The sequence below is a fragment of the Photobacterium alginatilyticum genome (assembly GCF_009910675.1).
Taxonomy (GTDB): Bacteria; Pseudomonadota; Gammaproteobacteria; order Enterobacterales; family Vibrionaceae; genus Photobacterium; species Photobacterium alginatilyticum.
Window position 1 is genome coordinate 302,918 of the sequence record NZ_RSEJ01000002.1, and the last position, 13,659, is coordinate 316,576.

Genomic DNA, 13,659 nt, shown 5'->3' on the forward strand with positions numbered 1-13,659 from the left:
TAATCATACCTTCCAAACCGTCAATAAATTGACGAAACTTAGTATCAATATGATCTTTACGAATTAATATCGCATATCTGATGGAATATTTGTTGCTTCCTTTGAAAGCTGCGGTTTGGTTCCCTTGCCTTTGCGATATTGCTTGAGCTGGAAAATATATGCAAGAACCTGTGCCACAGCAGCAAATAGCCCGTCAGGAATTTGTTGTTCCAACTCGGTAGTATGGTAAAGCGCACGCGCAAGCGGCGGCGCCGGCACGATGTCGACATCATGCTTATTGGCTATTTCCCGTATTTTCAGGGCCAGGTGGTCGATACCCTTGGCAACCACAACCGGTGCCGAATCAATATCCGGATCATAGCGCAGAGCAACAGAAAAGTGTTCCGGGTTGGTAATAACGACATCGGCCTGGGGGACATCGGCCATCATCCGCCGCTGGGCCATCTCGCGCTGCAACATTCGGATCCGCCCTTTTACCTCAGGCTTACCTTCGCTGTCCTTAAACTCATCCTTCACTTCCTGCTTGGTCATTTTTAGCTGCTCGTTATGCTGCCAAATCTGGTAGGGGATATCGATGGCAACCACAATCAGCAACGAGCAACAGATCAACAGGATAAATCCCGACAAGATATCGAGTGCGTGGAACATGTTTTGCGGGTAGATTTCAACACTCAGCTGGAAGAAATCCTCCAGATTGGCCAGCATCAGATAGAATGCGACCCCTGCCACCAGCGCCACTTTCAGAATCGATTTGATCAGCTCGACAATACTCTGCTTGCCAAGCATTCGCTGCAAACCGCTGATGGGGTTCATCTTGGAAAGCTTCGGCCGCGCCGCCTCGGCGGAAAAACTCACTCCCCCCAGCCCGGCAGCCCCTACCAGTGCTGCGACAAACAGGAACACCAGCACCAGTACCAACGGCAACACTACATGCCATACCGAACCGGTGATCACGGAAAATAATTTGTTGAGATCGAAGATTTCCTCCCGGCTAAGGGAAAACATCTTCATCATCATCTCAGCCAACCCCTTGCCGAGGGTTTCGCCAAACCACATGAGGCCGACGGCACCTGCCACCAGCACAGCGACTGAAGCTAATTCTCTTGAGCGCGGTACTTGCCCCTTTTCCCGCGCCTGCTGAAGCCTTCGGGGCGTGGCTTCTTCGGTACGTTCCTGACCGTCAGATTCAGCCATATCAGCAATCTACCCTAATCAAACTGCATATCTGGCCGAAGCCGATATCCCAGTGATATTCGTACTGCGGCAGCATTGCTGCCACCAGAAACCAGCTAATCACCAAACCCAGCAGCAGGGCAAAGGAAAAGCCGAGCGAAAAGATATTCAGCTGCGGCGCAGCACGGGTCATCACACCAAATGACAGGTTAACGGTCAGCAGTGCAATAATCCCGGCCAGCGCCATATTAAGCCCGGCCTTGAACATATGACCGAACCACCCGGCAAGCTGATAGTAATCAACCGGCTGTAACATCGACTCGCCAATCGGCAAGGTCTTGAAACTGAGTACGACCATGTTCAGCATGGTCAAGTGGCCGTCGGTAGCAAGGAAAAGCATCACGGCCAGAAACATATAAAACTGACCCAGCACCGGCGTATTCTGCCCGTTGGCAGGATCAACCATAGAGGCAAAGCCCAGGCTCGACTGCATACCCAGGATCTGACCCAGCAAAACGAAAGTCTGGGTAACAAACTGGGTCACCAGGCCCATCGATATACCAATCACCACCTGCTGCGCAGTGGTCAGAAAACCACCAATAGACAGCAGTTCGATATCAGTGGGGACTTTCGGAAGGGCCGGCATGACCGCAAAGGTAATTGTAACGGCAAGATAAAGGCGAATTCTCGGTGACACAAAGCGAGCACCGAAAAAAGTCATGACCATCATCATGGCCGCAATCCTTGTCAGCGGCCAAAAATAATTGGCAATCCAGTCCAATAGCAGTGCTGATGGGTAGGACATAGCGTTACTCACTCACCATAATCAATACCAACCGTCGTCAGTACAGCAACTGAGGGATCTGCTCAACAATGCGGTAGAAATAATCTATCAGCATCTGAGTCATCATATGGCCGAAAAACATCAGTGCCAGCAGAGTCACAATCAGACGGGGCAAAAAGCTCAGTGTCTGTTCGTTGATCGAGGTTGCGGCCTGAAAAACCGCCACCACCAGACCAATAAGCAAGCCCGGCACCACAATTGCGCAAACCATGACCAAAACCATGTATAACGCATCCTGGAAAATCTCGACAAACGCTTCAGGTGTCATTCGCTATGCTCCCTTGCCTAAGTCCCAAAACTACCGGCGAGCGTCGACAGTATCAGATTCCAACCGTCAACCAGTACAAACAGCATGAGCTTGAACGGCAGAGAAACAATCATTGGCGATAGCATCATCATACCCATCGCCATCAGTACCGAGGCAACAACCAGGTCAATGATCAAAAAAGGCAGGAATAACATAAAGCCGATCTGAAAGGCGGTTTTAAGCTCCGAGGTAATAAAAGCCGGGATCAATACGGTGATTGGCACGTCCTGTGGGTCGGTTGCGTCCGACCCTGACATATTAACGAAGCTTTCAAGGTCTTTGACCCGAGTTTGCTTCAGCATGAACTGGCGGATCGGGATCTGAGCGGCAGACAATGCCTCGGGGGCGGTGATCTGCTCGTTGATATAAGGCTGCAGCGCCGTGGTGTTAATCTTGTCGAGCACCGGAGACATAATAAAGAAAGTCAGGAACATGGCTATACCGATGATAACCTGGTTCGACGGTGTCTGCTGCAGGCCCATTGCCTGCCTGAGAATCGACATCACCACCACGATACGGGTAAAGGATGTCATCAGGATAACAATGGCCGGCAGGAACCCCAGCGCCGTCATCAGGGCGAGGATCTGCAGGGTCACCGAATAGTCTTCGCTGCCGTCCGGATTTACCGTCACGGAAAAAGCCGGTATCCCGCCGCCATTTCCTGTCGTCATCAGCTTGGTTGTACCAGCTTCGCCCTGCATCTCACTGAGTGTCACGCTACTGCCGGCCGCGGACGATAAACCAGGATCAGCCGTTTCAGCCAAAACAGGAAATGCGAGGAGAAAGCTAAAAGCCGCCAGAACGGCGGCAATAAGATTATTTCTTAACATTCTTTTTCAGTAACTTCGTCAAATGGCCTGCGAACTCACTGCCACTTTGAACCTCGTTCATCGACAGGGGCTGCTCCAGCTTGCTCAGCAATGAGATATTTTGCTGGGTGATCCCAACCAGCATTTGCTCTTCGCCAACCTGCAGCAGAACAATCCGCTCCCGCTGTCCCACAGGTAGCTGGCGCAGGATCTTCATGTTGCCGTCACTTCCCTGAATTCCGGGCAGTTTCATTCGCTTGAGCAACCAGGCAAGAAACAAAATCAATATCACGACCAGCGTCAGGGCGGCCAGCGTCGTTGCAATGTTCATGTCAGCCGGTGGCGCTGCCAATACCGGCATACTGGCCGTTGCCAAGGCGACGCTGCCAGTATATCCAATCGTCCGTAACAAACTCATAGCCAACCTTAACGCAGCTTCTTGATTCGTTCAGTCTGGCTGATCACATCTGTCAGACGAATACCGAACTTATCGTTGACCACCACGACTTCGCCATGGGCAATCAGGGTACCATTAACCATTACGTCCAGGGATTCACCCGCAACACGATCCAGCTCGACAACCGAGCCCTGGTTAAGCTGCAGTAAGTTACGGATACTGATCTGGGTACGGCCGACTTCCATGGAGATCGTAACCGGGATATCCATGATGGTATCAAGTTTGCGCCGCTCATCGTCGCTGATCGGTGAGCTGTCATCAGTCAGCTCTTCGAGTGGCGCTGGCTGAGCTGATTCGTCAATCGCTTGTTCTGCAAGTGCAGCAGCCCAATCGTCGGCAATTTGTTGATCATTTTGAGACATAACTTACACCTGTTATTAATCGTCTGAATTGTCGTTGTTGATATCAAGCAACGCCGATCCAAGTTCATCACGGTCAAGGAAAGCCAGATCGGTCTTCACCATATCCGGACGCTTGAGTTTCTCGGTAACCTTAAGGGCGATGTTGTCGCCAGATTTACCCATTTTTGCGCGGTATGACGGCAAGTCTTCGACATAAACCGTAGCCGCCTCTGGCATATCAATCGGGATAACATCCCCCGGCCGGAGCTCCATCAAATCACGCAACGACAGATCGACATCCATCAGCTTGGCACGGATATTAACCGGCACGTCCATAATTTCATCACGCAGCGCCTTGCTCCAGCGCACGTCGGTATCCATCTTGTCACTCTGAACACCGGCATCGAGCAACTCGCGGATTGGCTCAACCATCGAATACGGCATTACCACATGGAAGTCACCACCGCCGCCATCCACTTCAATATGGAAAGAGCTGACAACGATAACTTCTGTCGGGCTGACGATATTAGCCATGGTCGGGTTAACTTCCGAGTCCAGATACTCGAACTCCACCCCCATGACCGGAGACCAGGCCTCACGGTAGTCCTCAAAGACCAGCTTCAGCAGCATCTGAACAATTCGACGCTCAGTCGGGGTGAATTCCCGCCCCTCGATCTTGGCGTGGAAACGCCCGTCACCACCGAAGAAGTTTTCAACCAGAATGAAAACTAACCTCGCCTCCATAGTGATCAGCGCCGTTCCTTTCAACGGACGAAAACGCACCATATTAAGGCTTGTCGGGACGTATAACGTATTTTGGTACTCTCCGAACTTAATCATCTGAACGCCGTTGATCGACACCTCGGCGGTCTTTCTCAGCATGTTAAACAGGCTGATCCGCATATGACGGGCAAAACGTTCGTTGATCAATTCCAGCGTGGGCATTCGCCCACGCACGATCCGGTCTTGTGACGAGAAATCAAACGAGATGACACCAGCACCGCTGTCACTCCCGCTATCCTCATCATCTTCTACGTCATCGACACCATGAAGCAGGGCATCGATTTCGTCCTGAGTTAGTAAGTCACTCACATTAAACCTATTGCATTACAAAGCCGGTAAAGAGTACTCGCTCGACAACCTGGTTGCCGGAGACCTTTACCATGGCATTCTGGACTGAAGACAGTGCCTGCTGACGCAGATCCGCACGCCCGTTCGGGGTCCGAAGCTGCTCTACTGTTGCTGCACCGAAAGTCTGAAGCAATGTACTTTCAATCAGCGGAATATGTTGGCTGGCCGTAGACTCGTTACTGTCACCACGGACCATCAGCTGCACCTTCACCTGCACGAGACGATCTCGCTTGTCACCCGTTACATTAAAGATAAACGGCTGCGGCAGAATCACATAATAAGCCGGTTCGAGCTTCGCCGGTTGTGCCTGCGGAGCGACTTCGGCCACTTCGGCTTCCGGGGCATCATCGCCCATAAAGAAAAACCATGCACCGGCACCGCCGCCAAGCAGCAGTACAACCAGAGCAATAATAATGATCAGTTTTTTCTTTCCGCCGGAGTTTTCTGCGCCTTCAGCCATAGTCCTTATAATCCTTTCTCTATCGCGACCGCCACTAGGGGATCATTGTTATTATGCATAATAATCGACGCGGTCAGACGACTGACTCACGTACATATCTACGGGCTCAGAGCCTCCCGACTCTGCCTGCTGGTGGCGCGTGCCACCATTGCCCTGCTGACCGCCACCACTATTTTGCTGGCCAGCATTGGTCTGGTTTTGTTGCTGGTTCTGCTGCCCCGCAAACTGCTGGCGCGAACTATCTTGCTGAACCGACGTTTGGGCCAGTTGCAAACCTTGCTGGTTCATCAACTCACGAAGCCGCGGCATCGCCTGTTCGACCAGGTCCCGGGTTTGCTGGTTGCCCACGGTAAACTGCACCGACGCCTGGTCCTGATTCAATGACAGCTTAATCTGTAGTTTACCCAGCTCAGGCGGGTCCAGGCGTATGTCGACATGCTTGAGGTTCTTCGACATCATAACCTGCACTCGCTCGGCAAGCTGATCACCAGCCTGCTCCTTGCTCAGTTGCAACGGACTTTGCGCCAGCGCAGCTTCTGCCCGCGCCTGTAGTGTCGCCTGCCCCTGCTGCGTCGCCGATCCGGTCAGCGTATGCGTCAGCTCAGGGGATTTCGTATCACTGCCCGCTTCAGCCGAAGCCAGCTCCATTGCCGCCATAGCGCCCGCGCCTACTGCTGCTGCAGTTCCTGCTGAACCAGCAAGATGGGCCTCTGCTACGCCGCTCGCCGATGCTGCCTGCGCCTGACTACCCAGGCTTAAATTCAACGCCTGAGCCTGACCCGACTCGGGGGAGAGCGCAGGCTGGCTAGCGGCTGCTGACAATGCCCCGGTAACAGCAGTTGCTGCTGCCGTATTGGCCCCCGGCACATTGCTTGGTTTATTCTTACCATCCAATAACTCAGAAGCGACTTGCTGCTCCTTCGTCAGCTCCGCGCTTCTTGGATGGGACGATTGTAACAGATCCGCCGAAGGTTGAGGGGCTGTCTGGGTACTTTTCACCTCAGCCCCGGCAGCAGTTGTCGCCGCCCCGAGAGAAAATGCTTTCAACATGCCATCATCAGCTATACCGCCATCGGCACTGACGTCATCGCCTTCCGTTACAGGCTCAGAGGTTTGGGCTGTGGTCTGTTGAGCAGGCAGACCTTCAACGGTCTGCTGGCCCGGTACAGCAAAGACCTTAGCCAGTTCCTCCTGGCTGATTCCGGCCGCGGGCTTTTTTTCCTTCGTCGCACTAACTGTATCTTTGCTAATACCTTCAGCCGCGACAACATTATCAGAACCCTTGATGCTAGCCGCACCGACACCAGCCAAGGCGGCCGGAGCCAGTTCGGCACTGCTCTGCCCCTGTGAAGCCTTGCTCGCAGCTTTCACAGTCTCTGCAACCTTGCCCTCAGTCTTGCCTTTGTTCTTACTCTTCACCTCGCCGCTAGCTTCGCCTTGCTGAGGTTTTCCGGCAGTCCCAAGCGACACCTGCTCACTCCCAACAGGCTTAACGGCCATTTGGTTAGGAGTCACTGACTTTTCATGCAACTGCTCTTTATTCACCGGCTCGCTCTGCGAGGCAGAGGCCGCCGATTTGGTCGCTAACGCCGACGCAGTTGCTGCCTGCGGCAAAGTTTTGCCATCCTGCCCGTCTTCAGCCGTCGATGCCAGCTGCTTATTTGACGCCGAGAGGCGGTTCAGTAACGCCTCACCGTCATCCATTATCTTTTGCTTTGACGATGAATCAAGCGCGGTACTGCTATCTGACTTCTGGCTGGCTGAGTTTTGCCCATTTTGGTGATCTGTTGTTTGACTTTTGCTGACTTCAGGCGGGATCTCGCCGTTGTTTTTCAGTCGCTTGCCTGTTTCAGACTCACCCTGCCCGGCCGTTGCCGCCTCTTTGGCCGCGGTCTGGGAAATCTCTTTTCCAGGCTGTTGCAACTCGGCTTCACCCTCTTGGGCTATATCAGACGATGCTTGAGATTTTGCTACCGATTCCGCTTGTGGATCACCCTTAACGCTTCTCTCGTCCTTGACGTTTTTCCCATCCTTGACTGCCTGCTCACCCTTGATTTTTCCATCACCGGCGGCAGCTTGAAGCTCTTTGGCAAAACGCCCACCTTCCGGCGAGGCAGCACTCTCCTCTCCCAGCAACGCTGAACTGGCTTTTGCTCCCTCAGCTTTGGCCGAGGAAGGCGAAGGGATATCTGCTGTCAAAAAGCGAGATGAAAACATGGCGGTTCTTCAGGTTAGACTAGTAATAATGCAATAGAATGCAAAAAATAAGCCAACAAGGCATACAAAGAGGGGTAAGTACAGACTAACGATGGATCCTGCGCGCAAACTGCAAGGTGGCAAACTCATCCATCAGTTTCTGTTCTTGTTTATCACGCAGCAATTGCCGCTCATTATGTTTTTTTTCCAGCAGCCATTCGATGGATCGGCGCTTTTTCCTGACCTCACTCCAGTGCTCGCTACACTGCTCGACCTGATCCTCGAATTGTCTTCCCGCTTCCCTCTGTGTCACCAGGGTCTCATCCAGCTGGCTAAGGAATTTTTGCAGGTGACCGTAGGAGCTGGCCGTTAAACCTTGCTGTCCACGGGCCGAAAGCTGCTTGCAATAGTCCAGTCGGTACTGCTCGATCTGCTTTAGCTGTTCCCGGTAGTTTTCCAGCTCGGTACGGGCATTGCTGAGGGCAAGCGACGCCTTATGCTCGTCATCTTTGGTTCTTTCCAGAATCAGCTCTAGTGCATTGTCTGCCATTATTGCTCCCGTTTACGCTGGGTTCCGTTATTCAGATGCGTGGCGGCCCAGTTAGCCGCCCAGTGTGGAACGTAGCATATTCACACACATATCATACGGAACAGACTCTTTCATCGCCTGCTGCAGATAAGCATCCAGTTTTGGCTTGAAGGTAAAGGCCTGGTCGATAGCCTGATCGGTGCCGGGTTTATAGGCTCCAATCGATACCAGATCCTGGTTTTTTCGACATATCGACAAGATCTGGCGCACGGCCTTGGACATCAGCATATGTTCTTCACTGACAATGGCCGGCATAACCCGGCTGACAGAGCGCTCAACATCAATTGCCGGATAATGGCCGGCATCGGCCATCTCCCGCGATAAGACAATATGGCCATCCAGAATAGCCCGCGAGGCATCGGCAATCGGATCCTGCAAATCATCACCCTCTGTCAGCACGGTAAAGAAGGCAGTGATCGAGCCCTGATGCTCCCCGCCGTTCCCGGCACGTTCTACCAGCGCTGGCAATTTGGCAAATACTGACGGCGGATAACCTTTCGTGGCCGGAGGTTCGCCGACTGACAAGGCGATTTCACGCTGTGCCTGAGCAAAACGGGTCAGCGAATCCATCAGCAGCAAGACATCCAGCCCCTGATCCCGAAAATATTCGGCTATCGTGAGTGCAGTCTGGCACCCCTTCAGGCGCATCAGGGGCGAGGCATCTGCCGGTGCAGCAACAACGACAGCACGCTGGCGGCCCTCAGCACCGAGGATTTCGTCAATAAACTCTTTCACTTCTCGGCCACGCTCACCGATAAGGCCGACCACCACGACCTGCGCCGTGGTTCCCCGGGTCATCATCCCCAGCGTGACCGACTTACCGACACCCGAGCCGGCAAACAGGCCGATACGCTGACCTTTTCCGACAGTCAGCAATCCGTTGATGGCTTTCAGGCCAACATCCAACGGCTCTTTGATCGGCTTACGTGCCAACGGGTTAATCGGCTCAGCACTGAAGGATGCACGGTTGGCGGTATAAATATCCCCCAGCCCGTCAAGCGGGTTGCCCACCCCGTCGATAACCCGGCCGAGCAGCTCAGGTCCAACCGGCAGTCCGCTGTTCTGCAGAACCGGAGTGACCTTGGCACCCGGCATAATACCGGTGAGCTGCTCACTCGGCATCAGGAACAGGGTCTCACCGGAAAACCCGACGACTTCAGCTTCTATATCTCCGTTGAGGGTTTCTACCCGGCACAAGCTTCCGAGCGGTGCCCGGCAGCCAATCGCTTCTAGCGTCAGCCCGACGACACGGACAAGCCGTCCGGATGCCACCGGACGACAGGCAGTATTATTGGTTTGATAGCGGGAAAGGCGTTCAGCCAAAGGAGCAGACATTACTGTCCTCCGTTATTCTGCTGGCTATTGGCCCCGTTGAATTGTTGTAACAGATGGCGAATACGATCTTCAATAAAGTAGTCAACGCTGGAATCACCGGACTGTACCTGCAAATCGCCCCGGTTCAAAGCAGGCTCGGCCTGAAGTGCCCAGTGGCGATCAGCCAAATTGTCTTCCCCGTAGGCTTCCCTGACCAACGCCAGATCCTCGGGATGCAGGCTAAGCCGGGTTTCTCGGCCAGCAATAGGAAGTGCACCGATAACGTCACGGATTGTATTCAGGATAACCTGCGGGTTAGTTTGAACCTCGACCCGGATTAACTCCCGCGTCAGGCTGGTAACCAAATTAACCACTTGAGTTTCGACTTCGCTGTCGACTTGTTGCAGTGGGGCAGCCAGCTTTTCAATCAGCTGGGTCAGGTGACTGACATGTTCGTTGATCTGCGCCTGGCCTTGTTCCAGCCCTTGCTGCAAACCTTGCTCCGTGCCTTCCTGCCGCCCGGCCTCCAGCCCTTCGGCCTTGCCGGCTTCCAGCCCTTCGGCATGCCCGGCTATCCGTCCTTCCTCAAGCCCTTCTTCATAGGCAGAGTGGCGAATATCCTCAAGATCAGCCGCTGTCAGCGGTGGAGGGCCCTGCTCTTCCTCTTCCTCAGGCAGCTCCGGTGGCCATTGCGGATCATAGCTGATCGCATTATCCAGCGGCGCTTCTTGTTCATCCGCATAATCCGGATAAGCCCAACGTTCGAGCTCCTGGGCCTGGTGGTCCGAAACCCGCAAAAAGCCACGGCGGCGGTCAGTACTCATAGCCAGCCCTTACGGCATTTTTCTCTTTGCTGGAAAGGCGAGGATTACAAGAACTCATCTGCGCCTCCGCCTGTTAGCATCAGCTCACCGGCATCAGACAGACGGCGGGCAATAGACAGAATTTCCTTCTGCGCTGCTTCCACATCGGCAACACGGATAGGTCCCATTGCCTCCAGATCATCCTGAAGCATTTCTGCCGCACGTTTCGACATGTTACGGAGGATCTTGTCACGCAGCATATCATCGGCACCTTTAAGCGCCTGCTGTAGCAGATCCTGAGGCACATCACGCAGCAAGGTCTGGATACCGCGATCGTCCACCTCGGCGAGGTTGTCGAATACAAACATCAAATCATCAATCTGGGTTGCCATGTCTTCATCCGCTTCGCGGATCTGATCCATCAGCAGCCCTTCGACGTTATTATCCAGGTAGTTCATGATTTCAGCAGCCGCCTTCAGGCCGCCAATTTTCGCAGCCTGTGCACCTGCCTGACCGGCAAACTGTTTCTCCATGATATCGTTTAGCTCATGCAGTGCTGCAGGCTGAACTTCTTCAAGGTTGGCAATTCGCATCATCAAGTCCAGACGCACACGTTCAGGGAATTGCGCAAGGATCTCGGCAGACTGCTCCGGCTCCAGGTAGGACAGAACGATAGTCTGGATCTGCGGGTGCTCGTTAAGAATAATGCTCGCCACCTGGCGCGGATCCATCCATTTCAGGGAATCCAGACCGCGCGAGCCGCTGCCCATCAGAATTTGATCGACCAGGTTGTTGGCCTTGTCTTCCCCGAGTGCCGCCACCAGGGTATTACGAACGAAGTCTTCGCTACCCATACCGATACTGGTGTATTTCTGAATATCTTCCAGGAAGTGACGGTGAACGGCAGAAACCTTGTCCTGACTCAGATCGGCCATCGAGGCCATTACCCCACCGACACGCTGAACCTGTTTGGGCTCCAGGTGACGAATGATACTGGCGGCATCCTGCTCACTGAGGCTGAGTAATAAGATCGCAGCTTTGTCTGCCCCGGTTAATGTCGAGACATCAAATTTTTTCTCTTCTGTCGTTGCGACTTCGTTAGCCATCTTCTGTTACCCAACTTTTCACTACTTGCGCAGCCAGATCCGGTTCATTGGCAACCAGCGCCCTGACGGCTTTCAGCAAATCTTCATCTTTATGCAGATTTGGCAAATCCAAACTACTGCTGCTCAGCTCGAGCGACTCGGCACCGTCAAGCTCGGCACCAATCAAATCAATACCCTCTTCACCGGCAGCCAGCATCGGCATACCATTTTCGTCCAGTGGCGTACCATCCGCCGCCTGGTTCGGGTACAGCAGCTTGCGCATCGCTGGGCGAACAAGCACCACAACCACCACAATAATCACCAGTGCCGCTGCCAGCCAGCGTATCCAGGTATTGAAGTTAGGATGCTCCCAAATTGGCAATTCAGGAACCAGCTGTTCTTCAGGCAAGGCAAACGGCACAGAGATCACTTCCAGCATATCGCCGCGAAGCTCAGAAAAACCCACTCCGCCTTTTAGCAGACGGCTAATCTTGGCAAGCTCGGCTTCACTCACCGGAACACGTGTGATCTCGCCGGTTTCCGCATTGACAACCTGCTTGTAGTCAATGGCGACCGATACCGTCTGACGACTGACAATACCGGTCTGGGCACGTTTGTGTCTGATGGTCGTATCAAGTTCGAAGTTACGGGTGGATTCACGGTGAACAGAGCCATTACTTGAGCCTTTACCCGACTGCATCTCGGCAATATCCTGAGGTATCGAGGCATCTGCCGGCGGCTGGTTGCTCAGTGCCCCCGGAATACCGGCAACCACGTTGCCGTTATTGTAATCTTCGAGCGTATATTCACTTCGTGTCGCCGGTGTGGCCGGATCATATTTCTTTCGCGTCTCTTCGATGGCACTAAAATCCATCGAGACATCAACCTGAGAGGTATAATTGCCCAGTCCGAGAACCGGGATCAGAATTGCATCAATTTTCTCGCGCAGAGCCTGCTCTTGCTTGCGTTCGAGTTCATATTCTTTGCGCTGTGCCGTCGCGCTTGGGTCTTCGGTACCGGAGCTCAGCAGGCGACCATGTTGATCCGTGACCGTCACGCGGGTCGGTCTCAACCCCGGCACCGCCGTTGCAACCATGTCAACAATCGAGTCGACTTCCTGTTGGCCAAGTGAGCCGTTGGTGCCCAAGGTCAGAAATACGGTAGCCGAGGCTTCCTGGTTATGGCGAACGAACACACTCTGCTTTGGCATCGCTAGCAGCACCTGTGCTTTTCGTACCTGACGGATCTGCTCTATCGCACGGGCCAGTTGACGCTCACGGCTTAATTTTAGCCTTTCGCGCTCAAGGCGCTGGGAAACGCCGAACCCCATATCCTGCATCAGGATTTCATCACCTTCAGAAACGGTGTTGTTCAAACCCGCCCGGGTCATTTCCAGTTTTATCGACGAAAAAGAGTCGGCCGGTACACGGATCGTATTACCGTCAAGGGTGTATTCGATCTTCTTCTGATCGAAATGATCCAGAATAGGGATCAGCTCTTCCGTTTCAAAAGTGCCAAGCGGGCGCATTTCCGGTTCTTTGATCCAGGCAACGACAAGTACGATCAATGCCACACAAATCGCCACAGACAGCACCAGAATAACCTGACGAAGTAAGTCAAGGTTACCCAGCATGCTGTCAACACGATTAGCGCTTTTTTCTTCTGTATCAGGATTTTGCAGCTCCAGGTCAGTATCTGTAACGACCGGGGCCGGGGCATTACCTGCAACGGCTAATTCGTTGTTTGAAGATGTTTCCGACACTCATTAATTCCTGAATTAAACTGGCATGTTCATTAATTGTTTATACGCATCCACCAGCTTGTTACGAACCTGGACGGTCGCCTCAAACGCAACACTGGATTTATTTCGGGCGATCATGACATCGGAAAGCGACACACTGCGATCTCCCTGATCAAAACGCGTAGCCAGCTCGCTGGATTCTGACTGAAGGTTGTTCACCGTTTTAACGGCGTCATTAAGTACTGCGCCGAAATCCGAGCTGACCTGCTGGCCTGTCGCCGGGCGAGTCGTGTTCTGGGCTTCCAGCTTCATAGCCTGCATTTCTGCTTGTAGTCCGTTGACTTTCATAATCTTCCCCGACAGTCAAAAATTTGTCACCACAAAAAGCGGTGTGTTTTTATTGATTCGA

15 protein-coding genes are annotated in these 13,659 nt (G+C 53.3%); all 15 read right to left on the reverse strand.

What is annotated here, in order from left to right:
- Positions 1-63 precede the first annotated feature (63 nt).
- The 15 genes from flhB to fliE all read right to left on the reverse strand — a co-directional run bounded on the left by flhB (position 64) and on the right by fliE (position 13,598).
- The gene (flhB, locus tag EIZ48_RS03585; RefSeq protein WP_075763969.1) at positions 64-1,194 is read right to left on the reverse strand and encodes a flagellar biosynthesis protein FlhB; all 1,131 of its coding nucleotides are present in this window, start codon (positions 1,192-1,194) and stop codon (positions 64-66) included.
- Position 1,195: 1 nt separating this feature from the next.
- Complete coding sequence (gene fliR / locus EIZ48_RS03590) at positions 1,196-1,978, reverse strand: flagellar biosynthetic protein FliR (protein ID WP_075763967.1); 783 nt, start codon at positions 1,976-1,978, stop codon at positions 1,196-1,198.
- Between the two features lie 37 nt (positions 1,979-2,015).
- Positions 2,016-2,285 (reverse strand): flagellar biosynthesis protein FliQ, encoded by a 270-nt coding sequence (gene fliQ, locus EIZ48_RS03595; protein ID WP_160648737.1) that lies wholly within the window; start codon positions 2,283-2,285, stop codon positions 2,016-2,018.
- 17 nt (positions 2,286-2,302) lie between these two features.
- Positions 2,303-3,154, reverse strand: a complete 852-nt coding sequence (fliP, locus tag EIZ48_RS03600; RefSeq protein ID WP_075763963.1) for a flagellar type III secretion system pore protein FliP — start codon at positions 3,152-3,154, stop codon at positions 2,303-2,305.
- Entirely contained in the window at positions 3,141-3,551 is a 411-nt protein-coding gene (gene fliO / locus EIZ48_RS03605) for a flagellar biosynthetic protein FliO (RefSeq protein WP_160648738.1), read from the reverse strand. The genes fliP and fliO overlap by 14 nt, the downstream gene beginning before the upstream one ends.
- An 8-nt stretch (positions 3,552-3,559) precedes the next feature.
- Positions 3,560-3,952 (reverse strand): flagellar motor switch protein FliN, encoded by a 393-nt coding sequence (gene fliN, locus EIZ48_RS03610; RefSeq protein WP_075763959.1) that lies wholly within the window; start codon positions 3,950-3,952, stop codon positions 3,560-3,562.
- 15 nt (positions 3,953-3,967) lie between these two features.
- Entirely contained in the window at positions 3,968-5,023 is a 1,056-nt protein-coding gene (gene fliM / locus EIZ48_RS03615) for a flagellar motor switch protein FliM (RefSeq protein ID WP_160648739.1), read from the reverse strand.
- A gap of 7 nt (positions 5,024-5,030) precedes the next feature.
- Positions 5,031-5,522, reverse strand: coding sequence for a flagellar basal body-associated protein FliL (fliL, locus tag EIZ48_RS03620; protein ID WP_160648740.1), 492 nt, complete (start codon positions 5,520-5,522; stop codon positions 5,031-5,033).
- A 51-nt stretch (positions 5,523-5,573) separates the two neighbouring features.
- Entirely contained in the window at positions 5,574-7,739 is a 2,166-nt protein-coding gene (locus EIZ48_RS03625; protein ID WP_160648741.1) for a flagellar hook-length control protein FliK, read from the reverse strand.
- An 85-nt stretch (positions 7,740-7,824) separates the two neighbouring features.
- Positions 7,825-8,268 (reverse strand): flagellar export protein FliJ, encoded by a 444-nt coding sequence (gene fliJ / locus EIZ48_RS03630; protein WP_160648742.1) that lies wholly within the window; start codon positions 8,266-8,268, stop codon positions 7,825-7,827.
- Between the two features lie 51 nt (positions 8,269-8,319).
- Positions 8,320-9,642: a flagellar protein export ATPase FliI gene (gene fliI / locus EIZ48_RS03635; protein ID WP_160648743.1), complete on the reverse strand. Its 1,323-nt coding sequence runs from the start codon at positions 9,640-9,642 to the stop codon at positions 8,320-8,322.
- The gene (fliH, locus tag EIZ48_RS03640) at positions 9,642-10,445 is read right to left on the reverse strand and encodes a flagellar assembly protein FliH (protein ID WP_160648744.1); all 804 of its coding nucleotides are present in this window, start codon (positions 10,443-10,445) and stop codon (positions 9,642-9,644) included. Before fliH ends, fliI begins: the two co-directional genes overlap by 1 nt.
- A gap of 44 nt (positions 10,446-10,489) precedes the next feature.
- A complete protein-coding gene (gene fliG, locus EIZ48_RS03645) occupies positions 10,490-11,530 on the reverse strand; it encodes a flagellar motor switch protein FliG (RefSeq protein ID WP_160648745.1) in 1,041 nt (346 codons plus the stop codon).
- Positions 11,523-13,271, reverse strand: coding sequence for a flagellar basal-body MS-ring/collar protein FliF (gene fliF, locus EIZ48_RS03650; protein WP_160648746.1), 1,749 nt, complete (start codon positions 13,269-13,271; stop codon positions 11,523-11,525). The genes fliG and fliF overlap by 8 nt, the downstream gene beginning before the upstream one ends.
- Before the next feature lie 15 nt (positions 13,272-13,286).
- Positions 13,287-13,598 (reverse strand): flagellar hook-basal body complex protein FliE, encoded by a 312-nt coding sequence (fliE, locus tag EIZ48_RS03655; RefSeq protein WP_075763941.1) that lies wholly within the window; start codon positions 13,596-13,598, stop codon positions 13,287-13,289.
- Positions 13,599-13,659 lie beyond the last annotated feature (61 nt).